Below are 18,689 nucleotides of genomic sequence, written 5' to 3'. Positions count from 1 at the left end.
CGCGACCCACCGTCACACTGCGGTCCACATAGTGACGGTGAGTTGACCACGCTGCACCGGCATGGTCTACTCCGGATCGTGACCGACACCTGCGTGCACCTCTGGCGGAGGGTCCACATGGACCTCGTCCGCTACGCGGGCTGCGTGTGTCGCCCGTCCTGCTGAATTCGCCTCCCTCTCCACCCGCGCGCGCCACCCATGTGCTTCCGCGCGCTCTCGCGAACGCTGATCAGGATGGTGCACGTGTCTGTCGCTCCCTCAGTCCCCACGCCTGTACAGGTCCCCACCCAGGCGGACCTCCTCGACTTCGTACGGCGCACCGCCGCCGACGCCGAGCTGATCGCCTCGCTCCCGCTCGACCCCGAGGGCCGTACCTGGGTGCGCCTGGAGGGGCCCGGCGGCAGCGAGGCCTGGCTGATCGGCTGGCCACCCGGCACGGGCACCGGCTGGCACGACCACGCCGACTCGGTCGGCGCCTTCCTCACCGCGCAGGGCGAGCTCAAGGAGAACTCGCTCGCCGCGCGGCTGCCCACCGACGGTTGGAAGACCCTGGAACTCTCCGACGGCGTGGACCGGGAACGCCGGCTTCCGGCCGGGCGGGGGCGCTCCTTCGGCCGCCACCACGTCCACGAGGTCCTCAACGAGTCCGCCGAGGAGCACGCTGTCTCCGTGCACGCCTACTACCCCCCGCTGCCGCAGATCCGCCGCTACAGCCGTACGGGGCCGGTGCTGCGCCTGGAGCAGGTCGAGCGTCCGGAGGACTGGCAGTGAGCGGCGCGGGCGAGCGAGCGACCGGCATCGACGCGCTGCTGGAACGGGTACGCGAGGGCTACGAGCGGATCGAGGCGCGGGCGGCGTACGACGCCGCCCAGGCGGGCGAGGTGCTGCTGGTGGACATCCGGTACGCGGCACTGCGCGACCGGGACGGCGTGATTCCGGGGGCGCTCGTCGTCGAACGCAACGAACTGGAGTGGCGCCTCGACCCCCAGGGCAGCCACCGCGCCCCCGAGGCCACGAGCCACGACCTGCGCATCGTCGTGATCTGCAACGAGGGCTACGCCTCCAGCCTCGCCACCGCCTCCCTGCATCAGCTGGGCCTGCACCGTGCCACCGACCTGATCGGCGGGTTCCAGGCGTGGAAGGCGGCGGGGCTGCCGGTGACGTCGTAGGCCGGACTACGCCGCTCCCGGCCTCGGACCAGGACTGCGCCGCTCCCGGCTCAGAGGCCGTCCGACGAGCAGTAGAGCGGGGCCGTGTCCGCGTTGTCCTTGGTGACGAGGCGGAGGCGTGCCTGGGCAATCCTGTCGACCCGCTTCTCCTTGCGCAGCAGGGCGACGGCGTTGGTGACCGCCAGTGTGCCGGTGTCCGCTGCCGAGTTGGAAACAGTGGCGGAGAAGCGGCCGTCCTTGAGGGCGGCCAGGGCCTCGTCGGTGCCGTTGACCGTCACGATCTTCACGTCCGTGCGGCCGGCCGCGTCGAAGGCCTTGCGGACCCCGAAGGCCATCTCCTCGTTCGCGACGAAGGCGTAGTCCAGGTCGGGGTGGGCCTTGATCATGCTCTTGGCGACGTCCCGCGCCTTGTCCGGGTCGTACATTCCGGGCTCGTTGGCGACCACCTTCGCGTTCGCCGGCAGGGCGCCCTTGAAGCCGCCCACGAGCAGGTCGGAGGCGGCGCCGGGGGCACCCGCGACGATGCCGACCCGGACGTCCTTCCCACCCGCGTCCTGGCTGATCCAGTCGGCGTCGAGGCTGCCGACCTTCTTCAGGTCGACCACGACGGCGCCGAGGAGGTCGGACGTGTCGTCGGGGGCGACCGAGGTCAGGAAGATCGGAATGCCCGAGGCCTTCGCCTTGGCGATGTCGTCCTTGAGAGCGTCGACGTTGACGGTCTGCACGATCAGCGCGTCGACCTTCTTCGCGATCATGTCCTCGATGTTGGCCAGCTCGGTCGCGGCGTCCTGGCCGGAGTTGGCCGTGTAGAGCTTGGCGCGGTAGTTCTTGGTCTCCGCCTCGATGGAATCCTGCAGACACGTGTGGAACTTCGTGGTGCCTCCGTTGACGAACCCGAAGGTGATGGTGCCGGTGACCGCGTCCGAGGACACGTCCTGGTTCAGGCCGCATCCGCTGAGCAGCAGGCTGATACCGAGGGCCGAGGCGACCAGCGTTCTTCGGTGGCGAGCGGGCACGGGCATGTAGGGGCCGCCTTTCGGGGACGTACGGGGGAGCAGGATTCGCGACTTTCCGGACGTACGGCGGCAAGGTTCGCTGGGCCGTGCTGACGGCAGCAGACGGTACAGCCGGGCGGAAGAACGGCACCCTTTCGGGAACGCAACGTAAAGCTGCGCGCCACAGGGCTCTCATGCGGCGCAGCAGCCTCTAACGTGGGACGACTCGGCGTGGCTGTGACAGAAGGTGCCTTCGGGGTCACTCTTTGGCCGTCGCCACAGTCACCGCACGGATCCGGAGGGCCGCGCGTCCCGGCAGGTCCGTGGCCACGAGGGCGAGCAGTCCGGCCACGGCGATCACCGCGACGTACAGCAGGGGTGTGACGGCCGGGGCCGCGCTGCCGGTCATGCCCACGCTGAACGCGGTCAGAACGGAGAGGGCGATGGCGCTGCCGAGGGCCGTGGCGAGGAGCAGGACGGAGAAGGCTTCGGAGCGCAGCATGCGTAGTACCTGGCGGCGGGTCGCCCCGGCGAGGCGCAACAGCGCGAACTCCCGGACGCGTTCGGCGACCGACATGGCCAGCGTGTTGACCACGGCGATGGCCGTGAAGGCCAGCACGAGTCCCATGGCGAGGTAGTTGACCTCGGCGTTCGCCTGCTGTCGCTCGGCCTGGAGCGAGTCGGCGGCCGCCGGGGAAAGAATCCGGAGGCCCGGGAACTCACGGAGCGTAGTCGCGAGTTGTGTCTGTGTGCGGTGCGTGCTGACGAGGACGGAGGAGGCCAGCGGGTTGTCGACGTGCCGTGCGACCAGGTCGTGCGCGAAGGTGAGGTCCCCGAAGCCGAGGCCCTTGGCGTAGACGGCGGCGACGGTGAGTGTGGCGGGCGTGCCGTCGCCGAGCGTGAGCTTCAGCGTGCTGCCGGGCGTCAGGTGGAGTTGGTCCGCGGCCAGTTCACTGACGGCCACGGCCTGCTCGGTGAGCCGGTCGAGGGAGCCGGCGGTGACGTCCGGGTCCCAGGTGCGGGCGAGGCCGGCGGGGGTGACGCCCTGCGCCGCGTACTTGTCCAGGCCGACCCGGACAGTGGTACGGACGACTTCGGTGACGACGTCGTCCCGTGTACGGAGCGTGCGCGCGGCCGCGGCCGGGACGCCCGGCCCCTGGGAGGCGACGACCCAGTCGGCGCGGACGCCCTCGCGGACCTGCGTGCGGGCCGCGTCACCGAGCGTGGGCTGGACGAACAGGACGGTGCAGGTCATGCCGATCAGGAGGGTGAGGGGGGTGACGACGGAGGCCATACGGGCGGCGTTGCCGCGGAGGTTGGCGGTGGCGAGCCTGCCTCCGGGACCGGTGAGCCGCAGCGGGCCGGCGAGCAGCAGAGCGGCCGCCCTGACCAGGAACGGGCCGAGCAGCGCGACGGAGGTGGACAGGACGACAACGGCCAGGAAAGTCACGGGAGTTGATGCGGGCTCGGTGCGCAGCCCGCTGAGCACGGCGACGAGAACGGCACCGCCGGCGAGCAGAAGCAGACCGGTCAGGACGCGGCCCCAGGCGGGGCGGTCGCGCTCGGTCCGGGCCTCGGCGAGCGCTTCGGCCGGGCGGATCCGGGCGATACGGCGGGAGGCGACCCGTGCGGCGGCCCAGGCGCCGAACACGGTCGCCGCCAGGGCGGCGAACAGCGGGAAGACGCTGACGGTGTGCTGAAGCGTGGCGGGCACAGCACCCATGGCGACGAACCTGCCGTGCAGCCAGCCGCCCAGCGGGAGCCCCGCGAGGCCACCCACCGTGCCGGCGACCGCTCCGACGATCAGCGCCTCCCGGCCGAGCAGCTTGCGGATCTGCCCGGTGGTGGCGGCGATGGCACGGAGCAGGGCCAGCTCGCGGTGGCGCTGCTGGACGGAGAGCACGAAGGTCCCGACGACCACGAGGACCGCCACGAGCAGCGAGGTGCCGCCCATCGCACCGCCCATGCTGACCAGCCGGGTGCGGGCCGCGGCCGCGTCCAGGAACTCGACGGGTCCGCGGTCGTCGCCGACGGTGACCTGGGGGGTGGTGCCGGACGCCGGCGGGGGCACGGCGTCGTGCAGCGCCTTGGCCAGCGTCTCGCGCAGCCCGTCCGGGTCCGTGCCCTCGGCCGGGAACACACCGAACGCGGTGACCTGTCCGCCGTGCGCGGCAAGGCGGCGGGCCTCGGCGGCCGAGAAGAAGAGGGACGTCTGGTGGCGTACGTCCGTGACGGGGGCGGCGACTCCGGTGATGCGGTAGCTGCGCGGGGCCTGCGTCGACTGCACGGTGAGGCTGTCGCCGGGCTTCAGATGGGCGCGCTCGGCAAGGTAGTTGTCGACGACGAGGTCGGTGACGGCCCTGGGGACGGTGCCGGCGGTGAGCCGGTACGGGGTCAGGGCGGCGGAGTCCCAGGAGTGGCCGTAGGCAGTACGGCCACCGGTGCCGGACCGGGTCAACGGCTGGGCTGGAAAGGCGAGTTCGGGGACGACACGGGCGACGCCCGGGGTGTCCGCGATGGCGCGCTCCAGGCTCGCCGGGAGCCAGGCGCGCTCGGCGATGGGCTTGGCCTTGTGTTTGACCTTGGTCTTGCCCTTCTTGTGCTTGACCGTGGTCTGGTGGACGTTCTGGTCGGCGGAGACCACGACGGGGGCCGCGGCGTAGCGCTCGGTACGGATCGTGCCGCGCAGGCCCGTTTCGAGGAGCGTGCCACAGGCGGCGATGAGGGCGGCCGCGCAGGCCAACGCCAGGAACGCGCCGAGGAAGCCGGCCTTGCGGGCGCGGATGGTCTTGAGGGCGTAGCGCAGCATCATGAGGGATCGGTCTCTTTTCTGTTTCGGGGCGGGTTGGCCCCTGCTCCACGAGGGAGATGGTTCAGGGCCTCCCCGTCGCCTCTGGCCGTACCCACAGGGCCAGGTCGTGAGGGACTCCGCCCTTCCGGGACCGGACCACGGACACGATCCGTGTCGCCAACCGGTTGCGAAAGTGGACGACCTGGGCGTACCTCCCACGCCCTTGAAGCAGTGGGGGAGCGCCCAAGACCGTTCGGGGCGTGCCCGTGTACGGGCTCACTCCCACGCGCTGCCCAGGAACGGTACGACGACATGCGTACACGGTCGTCTGTGCACAGATATCTGTGCACTGCGGTGATCCGGCGTCTTCGGTGGGGGGTTAGCCCCCCACCGCACGGCCGGGAAACCGGTATCTGCCGGTATCTGTGCGCCTGTACGCGGCGCGGTTCGCCGCTCTGGGCAAGGTGGTCCGGCTGCTGCTGAACACAGGGGTGTGGACCGATGCGGTCGGGAACGGTACGACGGGACCGACTGCCTGCGACCGGCCTGGTTCGGCGCGTCGGTCTCGCGCATCGGCGGCGCCGTCGGCTCCAGCCTCGAGGACCAGGAAGCCATACGCAACGCGGCCCCTGGACAACGGCAGCAGGGGCGGCTGCAGTGCGTGGACGCGGATGAGGACGACACCAGTGAGCGCCCGGACCCCGATGACGACGGCGGCGCTCGGTACTCCGACGGCCGTGACGGTGGCAGCGGCAGTGGCGGCACGGGTGGAGAAACGCGTGGTGGATGAGGGCCGAGAGCCGAGGGTGGCTAGCCCTCGTACTCCCCGTCAGTGAGGAACTCCGTCTCCTCGCCCTCCTCCTCCAGCGCCTGCCGGACCACCCGCAGGGCCATGCCCTCGGAGTAGCCCTTGCGGGCGAGCATGCCGGCGAGGCGGCGGAGCCGTTTGTCGCGGTCGAGGCCGCGGGTGGCGCGCAGCTTGCGTGCGACGAGCTCGCGCGCGGTCGCCTCCTCCTGCTCCGAGTCGAGCTGGGCGACGGCCTCGTCGATCAGCGTGGAGTCGACGCCCTTGGTCCGCAGCTCCTGGGCGAGCGCACGCCGGGCCAGCCCCCGACCGTGGTGCCGGGACTCCACCCAGGCGCCCGCGAACGCGCCGTCGTCGATCAGCCCGACCTCCTCGAACCGCGACAGCACCTCCTCGGCGACCTCGTCCGGGATCTCCCGCTTGCGCAGGGCGTCGGCAAGCTGTTTCCGCGTGCGCGGGGTGCCGGTGAGCAGGCGCAGACAGATCGCCCGCGCCCGCTCAGCCGGGTCCCCCGAGGACTCCCCCGGCTCGGCCCTCGACGAGGAGGAGGGACCTCCGTCCTGTGCGTCGCCGGGCGGCTCGCCAAAACCGCGCCGTCGGCGACGACCGCGCCCGCCACGACCTGGTGAGCCGCGCTCGCCCCGCGACAGCTCACCCCCGTACGCGCCGTCGTCCGCCCCTTCGGGGCCGCCGTGACCTCCCCTCCCCCGCTCCTGCGGAGCATCGAGGCGGTCGTACTCGGCCCAGTCGGTTCGTCGTGTCACGGGTCAGCTCTTGGCGGCCGCGGCCTTGGTCTTTGCGGCCTTGGCAGCGGCGGGGGCGGGCACCGCCTTCGCGGCATCGTCCGTGGCCGTGGTCGCGGAGACCGCCGCGTCCGAGCCCGGCTCCGCGGTGGGCTCCTCCGGACGCACGCCGACGCCCAGCTTCTCCTTGATCTTCTTCTCGATCTCGTTGGCGAGGTCGGGGTTGTCCTTCAGGAAGTTACGGGCGTTCTCCTTGCCCTGCCCGAGCTGGTCACCCTCGTACGTGTACCAGGCACCGGCCTTGCGGACGAAGCCGTGCTCCACGCCCATGTCGATCAGGCCGCCTTCGCGGCTGATGCCCTGGCCGTAGAGGATGTCGAACTCCGCCTGCTTGAACGGCGGCGCGACCTTGTTCTTGACGACCTTGACGCGGGTGCGGTTGCCAACCGCGTCCGTGCCGTCCTTCAGGGTCTCGATGCGGCGGATGTCGAGTCGCACCGAGGCATAGAACTTCAGCGCCCGGCCACCGGTCGTGGTCTCCGGGGAGCCGAACATCACGCCGATCTTCTCGCGGAGCTGGTTGATGAAGATCGCGGTGGTCTTCGACTGGTTGAGCGCGCTGGTGATCTTCCGCAGTGCCTGGCTCATCAGTCGGGCCTGCAGACCCACGTGGCTGTCGCCCATCTCGCCCTCGATCTCCGCGCGCGGGACGAGCGCGGCGACGGAGTCGATGACGATGAGGTCGAGCGCGCCGGAGCGGACCAGCATGTCCACGATCTCCAGCGCCTGCTCGCCGTTGTCCGGCTGGGAGAGGATCAGGTTGTCGATGTCTACGCCGAGCTTCTTCGCGTACTCGGGGTCGAGGGCGTGCTCCGCGTCGACGAAGGCGACCTGGCCGCCGGCCTTCTGTGCGTTCGCCACCGCGTGCAGGGTCAGGGTCGTCTTACCGGAGGACTCCGGGCCGTACACCTCCACCACGCGGCCGCGCGGCAGGCCGCCGACCCCGAGGGCGACGTCGAGTGCGGTCGACCCGGTGGGGATGACCTCGATGGGCTCGTTCGGCCGCTCGCCCAGGCGCATCACCGCGCCCTTGCCGAATTGCCGTTCAATCTGTGCGAGCGCGGCGTCGAGCGCCTTCTCGCGGTCGGTTCCTGCCATGGGTTCCACCCGGTTTGCTTGAGTCGATCGCTTCACGTCAAAGACGCTAACGCCTGCCACTGACAATGCGCCCCGACGCTGGTCCGGCCTGTGGATAACTCGGGTACTCATCCCACCAAACCGGGCTGAAATGCCTTCCGAGAGCCTCGCCGGAGCCTCCATAAGAATGGATGTTCGATTTTCGTGTCAAGCGCATCACGCGCCACCTCCGAGCCTACGTTCGCGCCCCGGCAAGGGGCCGGATTCCGCGCCGGGCTCCCCGGAGCCTCCGCCGGCCACTCCTCCCGACGTACGCCGACTGCCTTCGGCCGGACGACGACGGCATGCGGCATTCCCGCGAGGCTCGGACCATGAGCAGCGACAGGACCGTTGAGCACAGGACCGTTCGGGACAGCCGCCGCAGGAGGAGCACACTCCCCGGCGCCGTCCCCCACCCCCCGAGCCCGGTCGCGGACCGCCTCTGCCAGGTGACCGGCCTGGTCCTGGTCCTCTCCGGCCTCGTCCATCTCCTGGTGTTCGCCGTCGACGGCGGCCCGTGGGACGGCCCCGTCTCCTGGCGCAAGCCGGTGACCTTCGGACTGTCCTTCGGTGTGACGCTCATCACGGTCGCCTGGATCACGTCGTATCTGCGGATGGATCGCCGGCTGCGCACCACGCTGCTGACCGTCTTCGCCGCGGACTGCGTGGTCGAGGTCGGCGGCATCACGCTCCAGGCGTGGCGCCGGGTGCCCTCGCACCTGAACATGGAGACACCCTTCGACACGGCGGTGTCCATGACGCTCGCGGTGGGCGGCGGTGTCCTCGTGGTGCTGCTCACCGTGTTCGCGGTCGCGTCCTTCCGGCACCGGCCGACCGGCCCCGCGGGCATGCCGCTGGCGGTGCGTTCCGGATTCGCGGTCCTGCTCGTCGCGCTGGCCTCGGGCGCCGCGATGATCGCGCGCGGGGTCGTCCTCACCCGCACCGGCCACCAGGAGGCCGCGTACCGTTCGACGGCTCCGCTCAAGCCGCTGCACGGGGTCAGCCTGCACGCGGTCCTGGCCCTGCCCGCGCTGGCCTGGCTGCTGTCCCGCACACCCTGGAGCGAGTCGGCCCGGCGCCGGATCCTGGCCATGGCGGTCGGCTGCTACGCCACCGCCGTCGCCGCCGCCGGAGTATGGGCCGTCCTCACGTACTGACCTGACCCGGCTCTCTCAGCGTGTACGCATCCGGACGTCCATCAGCACGTACGCGCCTGGGGCCGTTTCTCGGCACGTACCGACTCGGTCGTCTTTCAGCCGGAACCTGCGCCGGACCGGGCGTCCCGCAGCCGCCGCCCCAAGCGCAGCGCACGCGTGACCAGGCTGGAGGCCGCGCCACGTCTGCGGTGCCCGTGCACCCGGGGATCGTCCGTGACGGCGTACCGCTTCACGTACGCCCCGAGGAAGGCCTGCAACGTGGCGACCGCGGGGATGGCGATCAGCGCGCCGACCGCGCCGAGGAGGGCGGTGCCGGCGACGACCGACCCGAAGGCGAGGGCGGGATGGATGTCGACTGTCTTCGAGGTCAGCTTGGGCTGCAGCACGTAGTTCTCGAACTGCTGGTAGACCACGACGAAAATCAGCACCCACAAGACGTACCAGGGGTTCACCGTGAAGGCGATCAGCATGGGCAGGGCGCCCGCGAGATACGTGCCGATGGTGGGGATGAACTGCGACACCACGCCCACCCACAGACCGAGCACGGGCGCGTACGGGATGCCCAGGGCCTCCAGCAGGATGTAGTGGGCGATGCCCGAGATCAGCGCCATCAGCCCGCGTGAGTAGATATAGCCGCCGGTCTTGTCGACGGCGATCTCCCACGCGCGCAGCACCTCGGCCTGTCGTGAGGGCGGCAGCACGGAGCAGAGGGTGCGGCGCAGCCGGGGCCCGTCGGCGGCGAAGTAGAACGAGAACAGTCCGACCGTCAGCAGCTGAAAGAGGCCGCCGAGCACCTGCGTGGACACGTCCAGCACGCCCGCGGCGCTGTTCTGCGCGTACTTCCTCAGCCAGTCGGAGTGGAGCAGGCCCTCCTGGATGTCCACCCGTCTGAGCTCGGTGTGGAACGTCGTGTTGATCCAGTTGATGACCGAGTCGAGGTAGTCCGGGAAGCCCTCGATCAACTTGATGATCTGGCCCGCGAGCATCGAGCCGAGCAGGGTGACGAAGCCTGCGATCGCGATCAGCAGGCCGAAGAACACCAGGAAGGTGGCGACCCCCCTGCGCATACCGTGGGCGGCCATCCAGCTCACCGCGGGCTCTATGGCGAGCGCCAGGAAGAACGCGATGAGGATGTTGATCAGCAGTCCGGTCAGCTGGTGGAAGGCCCAACTGCCGAGCTGGAACACGGCGATGAGCGCGAGCGCGAGCACCATGGCCCGCGGCAGCCAGCGCGGCATGCGTACGTTCGGCCCGGCGGCGCCGTCGGCCGGGGGCCGGTCCGGCGGCGTCGTACCGAACGGGGATGCGTGCTGGGCGGACTGCCCGGACTCGTCAGTGGGTGCCACGGACCAAGTCTCGCCCACGCCACCGACAATCGGTTAGCGCCCTGCGATCTTCGTGACCGGTCAGCGCTTCTCCTGCGGAACGCTCATCACCGTGCAGACCACACGCCACACGTCCTTGGCCGCCCAGCCGGCCGCCAGCGCCTCGTGCACCGTACGCCCGCCGAGCTCCGACATCACGTGATCACGCGCAAAGGTTTCGGCGCCCGCACCGAAGTGCTCCGCCATCCGCTGCCAGAAGACCGTCAACCGCATGACTCCAGTATCCCGCCCCTGAGAGTGGGCCCGAGCCGGGACCGCTTGCCGAGACCGCTTTCCGCCCTACGGTCTGACACATGGCCGAAACAGGAGCTTCCCCACTCCCCCCGACGCCCCCGGCGCGCTCCCCGCTCTTCCGCGCCGAGCAGTTCGTCTGGCTCACCGCGCGCGTGCTGGAGCAGCGCCTTTTCGCGCACCACTTCCTGAACGGCGGCGCCGACCCGGTGGAGACCGCGCTGGACGCGTACCTCAACCAGGACGGCGGTTACGGCCACGCACTGGAACCCGATCTGCGCGGCCCGGTCAGCCAGCCGCTGCACACCGGGCACGCCCTGCGCGTCCTGGACTCCGTCGGGCGCTGCGGCGGTCAGCGTGTGGAACGCGTATGCCGCTACCTGACGGCCGTCTCCACACCGGACGGCGCTCTGCCGGCCATCCACCCCAGCCAGCGCGACTACCCGGCGGCCCCCTTCATCCCGATCGTGGACGACCCTCCCAGCGAACTCCTCGCCACCGGGCCGGTGGTGGGCGTGCTGCACCGTAACGAGGTGTGGCACGCCTGGCTGTTCCGGGCCACGGACTTCTGCTGGCAGCAAGTCGAATCCCTGGAGAAGTCCCACCCGTACGAGATCGAGGCCGCCGTGGCCTTCCTGGACTCCGTTCCCGACCGCCCCCGTGCGGAGGCGGCCGCCGACCGTCTGGGCCGTCTGGTGCGCGACGACCGTCTCGCAGCCCTGGACCCGGACCGCCTCGACGCGTTCCCCGTCGCACCGGGCTACGCCCCGGGCGAGCACCACTTCCCGCACGACTATGCCCGTACCCCGCGCTCCCTCGCGCGCGCGTGGTTCACGGACGAGGAGATGAGCCGCTCCCTGGACTTCCTCGCGAGCGAGCAGTGTGAGGACGGCGGCTGGCCTGTCCGGTGGCGCCAGTGGGCTCCGGGCACCGCTCTGGAGGCCCGCCCGATGGTGACCATCGAGGCGCTGCGCACTCTCAGGGCGTACGGCCGCTCCATCGGCTGAGCCGGGCCTGCTCCTCAGCCGCCAAGGGCCCGCACCCCTGCCGTCACCACCACGGCCGCGCCGACGACGACCAGGAACGGCGCACGCAGCAGCAGCGCCACGGCCGCCGCGGCGAGCCCCGCGGTCCTGGCGTCCAGCACGAGCGCCTGCCCGTCGGCGAAGGTCTGCTGGGCCGTGAGGGCGGCGAGGAGGGCGACGGGCAGCAGCGCGGCGAGCCGCCTGACGACAGGCCGTTCCAGCACCCCCGCGGGGACGAGCAGTCCGACGAGCTTGACGGCGTAGCAGCCGACGGCGGTCGCGCCGATGGCGATCCACGTGTTCAACGATCCTCCTTCTCCACACGGTCACGCGCACCGCCCCTGCCGCGTCCCTCTGCGTAGAGGACGGCCGGCGCAGCGAGCGCGGCCACCAGAACCGGCACACCAGCGGGCAGCACAGGCAGCAGACCGAGACCCAGCAGGACCGCCAGGCCTGCGACGGTCCGCTCGGTGGTGGTCTTCAGCATCGGAGCCAGCAGCGCCAGGAAGACGGCGGGTCCGGCCGCGTCGAGGCCCCAGGCGTCGGTGTCCCCGATGGCCTTGGCACCCAGCGCACCAAGGAGGGTGGTGAGGTTCCACAGCACGTACAGACTCAGTCCGGTGACGGTGAACCCGAGGCGCGCGCCGCGCCGCGTCGGCTGCGCCAGCGCGACGGCGGTCGTCTCGTCGATGACCCACTGGGCGGCGAACGGGCGCACCGCGCGCGGGAGAGCCAGCAGCTGGGACAGACGCAGCCCGTAGAACGCGTTGCGCACCCCCAGGAAGAACGCGCCCGCGGCCGCCGTGAACGGGTTGCCGCCCGCCGCGAGGGCCCCCACGAGCGCGAACTGGGACGCCCCGGTGAACACCATCAGGCTGAGCACACAGGTCTGCGGCAGCGTGAGCCCGCCGCCGGCCGAGGTCACCCCGAAGGCGAACCCGGAGAGTCCTACGGCGACCCCGACTCCGAGGGCATCCCGTACGACGGCGGCGTCGGGCTTTCCTCCGTCTTCGGTGCGTATGTCTGCGAGAGCTGTCTGTTCTGCCACGTCTCGGACGGTAGGAGCAGGCGCCGCCGCGCGTCTTGTACGTTCTTGCGCTCGCGTACGTTCTTACGCTCGCGCTGGTAGGCGCCCGGAGGCACGCCCACGATCCGCGCGAAGTGGCGGTTCAGGTGCGGCTGGTCGGTGAACCCCACCGTGAGTGCCGCCTCCGCGGGCGCCGTCCCCGCGTCCAACAGCCGCCGTGCCCGGCGCACCCGGGCATCCGTCAGCCAGGCGTGAGGCGGCATCCCGTAGGCGTCCCGGAACGCACGCAGCAACGCGAACGGGCTGGTCCCGAGGTCGGCGGCCAGCTGCTCCAGAGTCGGCGGCCCGGACATCCGCTCCTCCAGCACGGCACGCGCGCGTGCCGCGGTCCGCGCCCCGGCCGTGCGCACCTCCCGCCGTGGCAGCGGCCCGCCGTTCAGGCGGAGCAGCCGGGTCACGGCGACCCTCAGCAGGGTGTCGGCGGCCAGCGCGTTGCCCTCGTCCGCGGCGCGCAGCACCTGGTGCACGAGCCCGACGGTGTACGGGTCGTCGAGGACGGGGCTGACGAATCCCGGGGTGCCCCGGATGACGGTCGTCTCGGCCGCTATCTCCGCCACGACGTCCGGCGACGGGTACACCGCGCCGTACCGCCAGCCCTCGGGCACACCCGCCCGTCCGGTGTGCGGAGTGTCGGGGTTGACCAGGGCGAGCGCTCCGGCCCCCGCGTACTGATCACCTCCGCCGTGGTGGAAGACCTCCACGCCCTCGGCGATGGCGGCGATCACGAAGTTCTCGTGGGTGTGCCGCACGAAGGTCTTCCGCACGTACCGGGCCTGCAGCAGATCGACCCCCGGCAGTTCCGCGTACTGCCAGTGCCGCGCCCGCTCACCCGAACCTGCCATGAGTTCATTCTCCGCCACGGCCGGCCGCACAGCAGCCGACGGGACCGCCTGCGGGCGGCATCCGCGCAGGTCAGCGTGATTGTCAGTGGCCGGGTGCAGGATGGACGCATGGTCAGCTCCGCACACCGAGCCCTCGACGGCTTCTCCCCCGCGACCCGCGGCTGGTTCACGGGGGCGTTCTCCGCGCCCACCGCGGCCCAGGCGGGCGCGTGGCAGGCCATCCGCGAAGGCTCGGACGTGCTGGTGGTCGCCCCGACCGGCTCGGGAAAGACCCTGGCCGCCTTTCTCGCCGCCCTTGACCAGCTGGCCTCGACCCCGCCCCCGGCCGACCCCCGGAAGCGCTGCCGCGTCCTGTACGTCTCCCCGCTGAAGGCCCTCGCGGTCGACGTCGAGCGCAACCTGCGCAGCCCGCTGACCGGCATCCGCCACGAATCCGTACGCCTGGGCCTGCCCGAGCCGGAGGTGAAGGTCGGCATCCGCTCCGGCGACACCCCGCCCGCCGAGCGCCGCGCGCTGGCCACGCGCCCTCCGGACATCCTGATCACCACCCCCGAATCGCTGTTCCTGATGCTGACGTCGACCACGCGCGACGCGCTGACCGGCATCGACACGGTGATCCTCGACGAGGTGCACGCGGTCGCGGGCACCAAGCGCGGCGCGCACCTCGCGCTCTCCCTGGAGCGGCTGGACGAGCTCCTGCCGAAGCCGGCCCGCCGCATCGGTCTCTCGGCGACCGTCCGTCCGGTCGACGAGGTCGCGCGGTATCTCTCCCCCCGCCGCAAGGTGGAGATCGTCCAGCCGAAGTCAGGCAAGGAGTTCGACCTCTCGGTCGTCGTCCCGGTCGAGGATCTCGGCGAACTGGGCGGCTCCCCGGTCGCCGACGGCTCCGAGGGCGCGGAACGCCCGTCGATCTGGCCGCACGTAGAGGAGCGGATCGCCGACCTCGTCCAGGCCCACCGGTCCACGATCGTCTTCGCCAACTCCCGCCGCCTCGCGGAACGGCTCTGCAACCGGCTCAACGAGATCGCGTACGAACGGGCCACCGGCGAAACCCTCGAAGAACACCACGCCCCCGCCGAACTCATGGGCGGCTCGGGAGCGGCCCAGGGTGCCCCGCCGGTCATCGCGCGTGCCCACCACGGCTCGGTGTCCAAGGAGCAGCGCTCCCTCGTCGAGGAGGACCTGAAGGCGGGCCGGCTGCCGGCCGTGGTCGCCACCTCGAGCCTCGAGCTGGGCATCGACATGGGCGCCGTCGACCTGGTCGTCCAGGTCGAGTCCCCGCCCTCCGTCGCCTCCGGCCTCCAGCGCGTGGGCCGCGCGGGACACCAGGTGGGCGCGGTCTCCACCGGCGTGGTCTTCCCGAAGTACCGCGGCGACCTCGTCCAGGCCGCCGTGGTCACCGAGCGGATGCGCGTGGGCGCCATCGAGTCCCTGAAGGTCCCGGCCAACCCCCTGGACGTCCTGGCCCAGCAGGTGGTCGCGATGACGGCCATGGACACCTGGCAGGTCGACGACCTGCTCGCCGCGGTCCGCCGCACCGCCCCCTTCGCCTCGCTCCCGGAGTCGGCGTTCACCGCGGTCCTGGACATGCTCGCGGGTCGCTACCCGTCCGACGCGTTCGCGGAGCTGCGCCCGCGCGTGGTGTGGGACCGGGTCGCGGGCACGATCACCGGCCGCCCCGGCGCGCAGCGCCTCGCCGTCACCTCCGGCGGCACGATCCCCGACCGCGGCCTCTTCGGCGTGTTCCTCGCCGGCGCCGACCCGAAGAAGGGCGGCGGCCGGGTCGGCGAGCTCGACGAGGAGATGGTCTACGAATCCCGCGTCGGAGACGTCTTCACGCTCGGCACCAGCTCCTGGCGCATCGAGGACATCACACGCGACCGAGTCCTGGTCTCCCCCGCCCCCGGAGTACCGGGCCGTCTGCCCTTCTGGAAGGGCGACCAGCTGGGCCGGCCACTCGAACTGGGCCGCGCGCTGGGCGCGTTCCTGCGCGAGGTCGGCTCCCTGCCCAAGGAGGACGCCCGCCTGCGCCTGCTCACCGCCGGCCTGGACGCCTGGGCCGCGGACAACGTGCTGTCCTACCTGGACGAACAGCGCGAGGCCTGCGGCCATGTACCGGACGACCGCACGATCGTCGTGGAGCGCTTCCGCGACGAACTCGGCGACTGGCGGGTCGTCGTGCACTCCCCCTTCGGCGCCCAGGTCCACGCCCCATGGGCACTCGCCCTCGGCGCCCGCCTCTCCGAGCGGTACGGCATGGACGCACAGGTCATGCACGCCGACGACGGCATCGTGCTGCGCCTGCCGGACGCCGACCTCATGGGCCTGGACCTGCTCGACCAGTCGCCCAAGAAGGCAGGCACGGAGTACGACGCCGACCAGGCCCCCGTCGGCGCGGCTGACGTCGTCTTCGACAAGGGCGAGGTCGACCAGGTAGTCACCGACCAGGTGGGCGGCTCGGCCCTGTTCGCGTCCCGTTTCCGCGAGTGCGCGGCCCGCGCGCTGCTGCTGCCGCGCCGCAACCCGGGCAAGCGCACTCCGCTCTGGCAGCAACGCCAGCGCGCCGCCCAACTGCTCCAGGTGGCCAGCGAGTTCGGATCGTTCCCGATCGTCCTGGAGGCAGTCCGCGAGTGCCTCCAGGACGTCTTCGACGTCCCCGGACTCGTCGAGCTGATGGGCGACCTGGAGTCCCGCAAGGTGCGCCTGGTCGAGGTCACCACCCCGGAGCCGTCCCCCTTCGCCCGCTCCCTCCTCTTCGGATACGTCGCCCAGTTCCTCTACGAGGGCGACTCACCGCTCGCCGAGCGCCGCGCCGCCGCCCTCTCGCTGGACTCGCGGCTGCTGGCCGAGCTGCTCGGCCAGGCGGAGCTGCGCGAGCTGCTCGACGCCGAGGTGCTCACCGAGCTGGAGCGGGAGCTCCAGTGGCTCACCGAGGACCGGCGCGTCAAGGACGCCGAAGGCGTCGCGGACCTCCTGCGCCTGCTCGGGCCGCTCACCGGCGCCGAACTGGCCGAACGAGGTGCCGAACCGCACTGGGCACAGGAACTGGCCGCCGCCCGCCGCGCGATCCGGGTCCGCATCGCCGGCGCCGACCACTGGGCGGCGATCGAGGACGCGGGCCGCCTGCGCGACGCCCTGGGCACGGCACTGCCGGTCGGCGTCCCGGAAGCGTTCACGGAACCGGTCAAGGACCCCCTGGGCGACCTCCTCGCCCGGTACGCCCGCACCCACGGCCCGTTCACGTCGGTCACAGCCGCGGCCCGATTCGGCCTGGGTGTGGCGGTCACCGAGGGCGCCCTCCAACGGCTGGCGGCGGCAGGCCGGGTCGTGCAGGGGGAGTTCCACCCCGCCGGAATCGGCCAGGAGTGGTGCGACGCGGCCGTCCTGCGCCGACTGCGCCGCCGTTCCCTGGCGGCGCTGCGACACGAGCTGGAGCCGGTGACGCCACCGGCGCTCGCCCAGTTCCTCCCGCAGTGGCAGCACATCGGCAAGGGGCACGGGCTGCGTGGCATCGACGGACTGGTGCGTGCCGTCGAGCAGTTGCAGGGCGCGTCCGTGCCCGCGTCCGCCCTGGAGAAGCTGATTCTGCCGTCCCGCGTCGCGCACTACACGCCCGCCATGCTCGACGAGCTCACCGCGGCCGGCGAGGTGGTGTGGGCCGGAGCGGGCGCGCTGCCCGGCAAGGACGGCTGGATCTCCCTGTACCTGGCGGACGCGGCCCCGCTGCTCCTGCCCCCGCCCCACCCCCTGGAGCTGACGGCGCTTCACCAGTCCGTACTGGACGCCCTCTCCGGAGGCTACGGCCTGTTCTTCCGTCAGATCGCCGACCAGGTCCGCGCCACCACCCACCCCGAGGCCGCAGACCCCCAACTGGCCGACGCGATCTGGGACCTGGCCTGGTCCGGCCGGCTCACGAACGACACGCTCGCACCCATGCGCTCCCTCCTCGGCTCGGGACGCACCGCGGGCTCCACCGCGCACCGCGCCAAGCGCGCGGTCCCGCGCGGGCGTTACGGCTCGCTGACGGCCGCCGCCCGCCCCGCGTCCCGCAGCGGGCCGCCGACCGTCGCCGGCCGCTGGTCTCTGCTCCCGCAGCGCGAACCGGACCCCACGGTGCGCGCCCACGCCCTGGCCCGCACACTCCTCGACCGGCACGGCGTGGTGACCCGGGGCGCGGTCTCCGCGGAGGGCGTCGAGGGCGGGTTCTCGGCGGTGTACCGCATTCTGTCCGCCTTCGAGGACAGCGGTCAGGCCCGACGCGGTTACGTCGTCGAGGGGCTCGGCGCGGCCCAGTTCGCGATGGACGGCGCGGTGGACCGCCTGCGCGCGGTCGCCAACGCCCGCGAGCGGGGCGAGGGCCTGCCCGGCCCGGGCTTCACGAACGGCTCCTCCAACGGCTTCGGCACACGCGGCGACTCCTCCAACGGCTTCGGCGCACATGGCGACTTCGCAGACACCTTCAACGCACCCGCCGACCAAGCCCAGCCTGGCAGCTTCGGGTACGGCGACGGTCCCGGCCTCGACGGCAGCCCCGACGCACCGGACACCTTCGCCACAACGGACGCCTTCGCCGCACCCGGCGACTACATCTCGCCGCGTGACTTCGCATCGCCGGGCGCAGGCGGCCCCCGAGGCGGCCCGAGCCTCCCGTACGGCTCCGGATCGGGCTTCCCTAACCGCCGTACCCACCCCGCTCCCGCCCCCGGCTCCCGAGCCGTGATCCTGGCCGCCGCCGATCCCGCGAACGCATACGGCGCAGCCCTCCCCTGGCCCGAGCCCCCGACCGGCGCCGGGCACAAGCCGGGCCGCAAGGCGGGCTCCCTCGTCGTGCTCGTCGACGGCGAACTGGCGCTCTACATGGAGCGCGGCGGCAAGACCCTGCTGGCCTGGCCCTCCGACCCGGACGGCACAGCCACCGACGATCCCCGTCTGCGAGAGGCCGCGGAGGCGCTCGCCGCGGCCGCCCGAGCGGGTTCCCTCGGTACGGTCACGGTGGAGCGCGTCAACGGCGCCTCGGCCCTGACCTCCTCCATCGGCACCCTCCTGGAAGGGGCAGGTTTCATCGCCACGCCCCGGGGCCTGCGGCTACGGGCGTGAACCGGGACCGGGACCGCGGCCGCCCGGCAGACACAACTCCCGCCCGCGGCCCGGCTCGGCCACCCGCCACAGGTCCCCCGTCACGACCGCCCAAGGCCCGCGCCGTCGCAACCGCCCGAGGCCGGTACGCCATCGCGCCAAGCAGCGCAGACACCCGATCGCAACCGCCCGACGCCGGTACCCCGT

General features: G+C 72.0%; 16 protein-coding genes. 7 read left to right on the top strand and 9 right to left on the bottom strand.

Features of this window, described 5'->3' with window-relative positions; genetic code table 11:
- Positions 1-78: 78 nt before the first annotated feature.
- The 3 genes from ABT114_RS44505 to ABT114_RS44495 all read left to right on the top strand — a co-directional run bounded on the left by ABT114_RS44505 (position 79) and on the right by ABT114_RS44495 (position 1,169).
- Positions 79-165: a putative leader peptide gene (locus ABT114_RS44505; RefSeq protein ID WP_351151402.1), complete on the top strand. Its 87-nt coding sequence runs from the start codon at positions 79-81 to the stop codon at positions 163-165.
- 69 nt (positions 166-234) lie between these two features.
- Positions 235-771 (top strand): cupin domain-containing protein, encoded by a 537-nt coding sequence (locus tag ABT114_RS44500; protein ID WP_351151322.1) that lies wholly within the window; start codon positions 235-237, stop codon positions 769-771.
- Positions 768-1,169: a rhodanese-like domain-containing protein gene (locus ABT114_RS44495; RefSeq protein WP_351151318.1), complete on the top strand. Its 402-nt coding sequence runs from the start codon at positions 768-770 to the stop codon at positions 1,167-1,169. The genes ABT114_RS44500 and ABT114_RS44495 overlap by 4 nt, the downstream gene beginning before the upstream one ends.
- A gap of 50 nt (positions 1,170-1,219) precedes the next feature.
- Here ABT114_RS44495 and ABT114_RS44490 read toward each other — a convergent pair whose 3' ends face one another.
- The gene (locus ABT114_RS44490) at positions 1,220-2,191 is read right to left on the bottom strand and encodes a sugar ABC transporter substrate-binding protein (protein WP_351151315.1); all 972 of its coding nucleotides are present in this window, start codon (positions 2,189-2,191) and stop codon (positions 1,220-1,222) included.
- 232 nt (positions 2,192-2,423) lie between these two features.
- Positions 2,424-4,976, bottom strand: a complete 2,553-nt coding sequence (locus ABT114_RS44485; RefSeq protein WP_351151312.1) for an FtsX-like permease family protein — start codon at positions 4,974-4,976, stop codon at positions 2,424-2,426.
- Positions 4,977-5,448: 472 nt separating this feature from the next.
- Here ABT114_RS44485 and ABT114_RS44480 point away from each other — a divergent pair, with 472 nt between their 5' ends.
- Positions 5,449-5,745 carry a hypothetical protein gene (locus ABT114_RS44480; protein WP_351151309.1) on the top strand — a complete coding sequence of 99 codons (297 nt, stop codon included), beginning with the start codon at positions 5,449-5,451 and terminating at the stop codon, positions 5,743-5,745.
- Between the two features lie 20 nt (positions 5,746-5,765).
- On the opposite strand, the gene recX is transcribed toward ABT114_RS44480, so the two are convergent.
- On the bottom strand, positions 5,766-6,524 hold the full coding sequence (recX, locus tag ABT114_RS44475; RefSeq protein ID WP_351151306.1) for a recombination regulator RecX: 759 nt from the start codon (positions 6,522-6,524) through the stop codon (positions 5,766-5,768).
- Positions 6,525-6,527: 3 nt separating this feature from the next.
- Entirely contained in the window at positions 6,528-7,661 is a 1,134-nt protein-coding gene (gene recA, locus ABT114_RS44470; RefSeq protein ID WP_351151303.1) for a recombinase RecA, read from the bottom strand.
- Between the two features lie 350 nt (positions 7,662-8,011).
- Here recA and ABT114_RS44465 point away from each other — a divergent pair, with 350 nt between their 5' ends.
- Positions 8,012-8,836 carry a hypothetical protein gene (locus tag ABT114_RS44465; RefSeq protein WP_351151299.1) on the top strand — a complete coding sequence of 275 codons (825 nt, stop codon included), beginning with the start codon at positions 8,012-8,014 and terminating at the stop codon, positions 8,834-8,836.
- Positions 8,837-8,931: 95 nt separating this feature from the next.
- On the opposite strand, the gene ABT114_RS44460 is transcribed toward ABT114_RS44465, so the two are convergent.
- On the bottom strand, positions 8,932-10,182 hold the full coding sequence (locus ABT114_RS44460; RefSeq protein WP_351151297.1) for an AI-2E family transporter: 1,251 nt from the start codon (positions 10,180-10,182) through the stop codon (positions 8,932-8,934).
- A 60-nt stretch (positions 10,183-10,242) separates the two neighbouring features.
- Entirely contained in the window at positions 10,243-10,434 is a 192-nt protein-coding gene (locus ABT114_RS44455) for a DUF3046 domain-containing protein (protein WP_351151294.1), read from the bottom strand.
- Positions 10,435-10,514: 80 nt separating this feature from the next.
- Between ABT114_RS44455 and ABT114_RS44450 the strand changes: the two genes are divergently transcribed.
- Positions 10,515-11,459, top strand: a complete 945-nt coding sequence (locus ABT114_RS44450; protein WP_351151291.1) for a hypothetical protein — start codon at positions 10,515-10,517, stop codon at positions 11,457-11,459.
- 14 nt (positions 11,460-11,473) lie between these two features.
- Here the strand turns inward: ABT114_RS44450 and ABT114_RS44445 are convergent, their stop codons facing one another.
- Genes ABT114_RS44445 through ABT114_RS44435 form a run of 3 tightly spaced genes read right to left on the bottom strand, consistent with a single transcriptional unit; the run spans position 11,474 to position 13,406 of the window.
- Positions 11,474-11,782: an AzlD domain-containing protein gene (locus ABT114_RS44445; RefSeq protein ID WP_351151289.1), complete on the bottom strand. Its 309-nt coding sequence runs from the start codon at positions 11,780-11,782 to the stop codon at positions 11,474-11,476.
- Positions 11,779-12,525 (bottom strand): AzlC family ABC transporter permease, encoded by a 747-nt coding sequence (locus ABT114_RS44440; RefSeq protein WP_351151286.1) that lies wholly within the window; start codon positions 12,523-12,525, stop codon positions 11,779-11,781. Before ABT114_RS44440 ends, ABT114_RS44445 begins: the two co-directional genes overlap by 4 nt.
- On the bottom strand, positions 12,426-13,406 hold the full coding sequence (locus ABT114_RS44435) for an AraC family transcriptional regulator (protein ID WP_351151283.1): 981 nt from the start codon (positions 13,404-13,406) through the stop codon (positions 12,426-12,428). Before ABT114_RS44435 ends, ABT114_RS44440 begins: the two co-directional genes overlap by 100 nt.
- A gap of 108 nt (positions 13,407-13,514) precedes the next feature.
- Here ABT114_RS44435 and ABT114_RS44430 point away from each other — a divergent pair, with 108 nt between their 5' ends.
- Positions 13,515-18,503, top strand: coding sequence for an ATP-dependent helicase (locus tag ABT114_RS44430; RefSeq protein ID WP_351151281.1), 4,989 nt, complete (start codon positions 13,515-13,517; stop codon positions 18,501-18,503).
- Positions 18,504-18,689: the final 186 nt, after the last annotated feature.

It is taken from the genome of Streptomyces sp. NPDC002088, from assembly GCF_040296605.1.
Lineage (GTDB): Bacteria > Actinomycetota > Actinomycetes > Streptomycetales > Streptomycetaceae > Streptomyces.
This window is presented reverse-complemented; position numbering and strand designations above follow the sequence as displayed.

Excerpts from the sequence above, each read along its gene's own strand:
- recA (WP_351151303.1), bottom strand. The coding sequence starts at position 7,661 with ATGGCAGGAACCGACCGCGAGAAGGCGCTCGACGCCGCGCTCGCACAG.
- ABT114_RS44485 (WP_351151312.1), bottom strand. The coding sequence starts at position 4,976 with ATGATGCTGCGCTACGCCCTCAAGACCATCCGCGCCCGCAAGGCCGGC.
- ABT114_RS44435 (WP_351151283.1), bottom strand. The coding sequence starts at position 13,406 with ATGGCAGGTTCGGGTGAGCGGGCGCGGCACTGGCAGTACGCGGAACTG.
- ABT114_RS44490 (WP_351151315.1), bottom strand. The coding sequence starts at position 2,191 with ATGCCCGTGCCCGCTCGCCACCGAAGAACGCTGGTCGCCTCGGCCCTC.
- ABT114_RS44500 (WP_351151322.1), top strand. The coding sequence starts at position 235 with ATGGTGCACGTGTCTGTCGCTCCCTCAGTCCCCACGCCTGTACAGGTC.
- ABT114_RS44455 (WP_351151294.1), bottom strand. The coding sequence starts at position 10,434 with ATGCGGTTGACGGTCTTCTGGCAGCGGATGGCGGAGCACTTCGGTGCG.
- ABT114_RS44450 (WP_351151291.1), top strand. The coding sequence starts at position 10,515 with ATGGCCGAAACAGGAGCTTCCCCACTCCCCCCGACGCCCCCGGCGCGC.
- ABT114_RS44465 (WP_351151299.1), top strand. The coding sequence starts at position 8,012 with ATGAGCAGCGACAGGACCGTTGAGCACAGGACCGTTCGGGACAGCCGC.
- ABT114_RS44430 (WP_351151281.1), top strand. The coding sequence starts at position 13,515 with ATGGTCAGCTCCGCACACCGAGCCCTCGACGGCTTCTCCCCCGCGACC.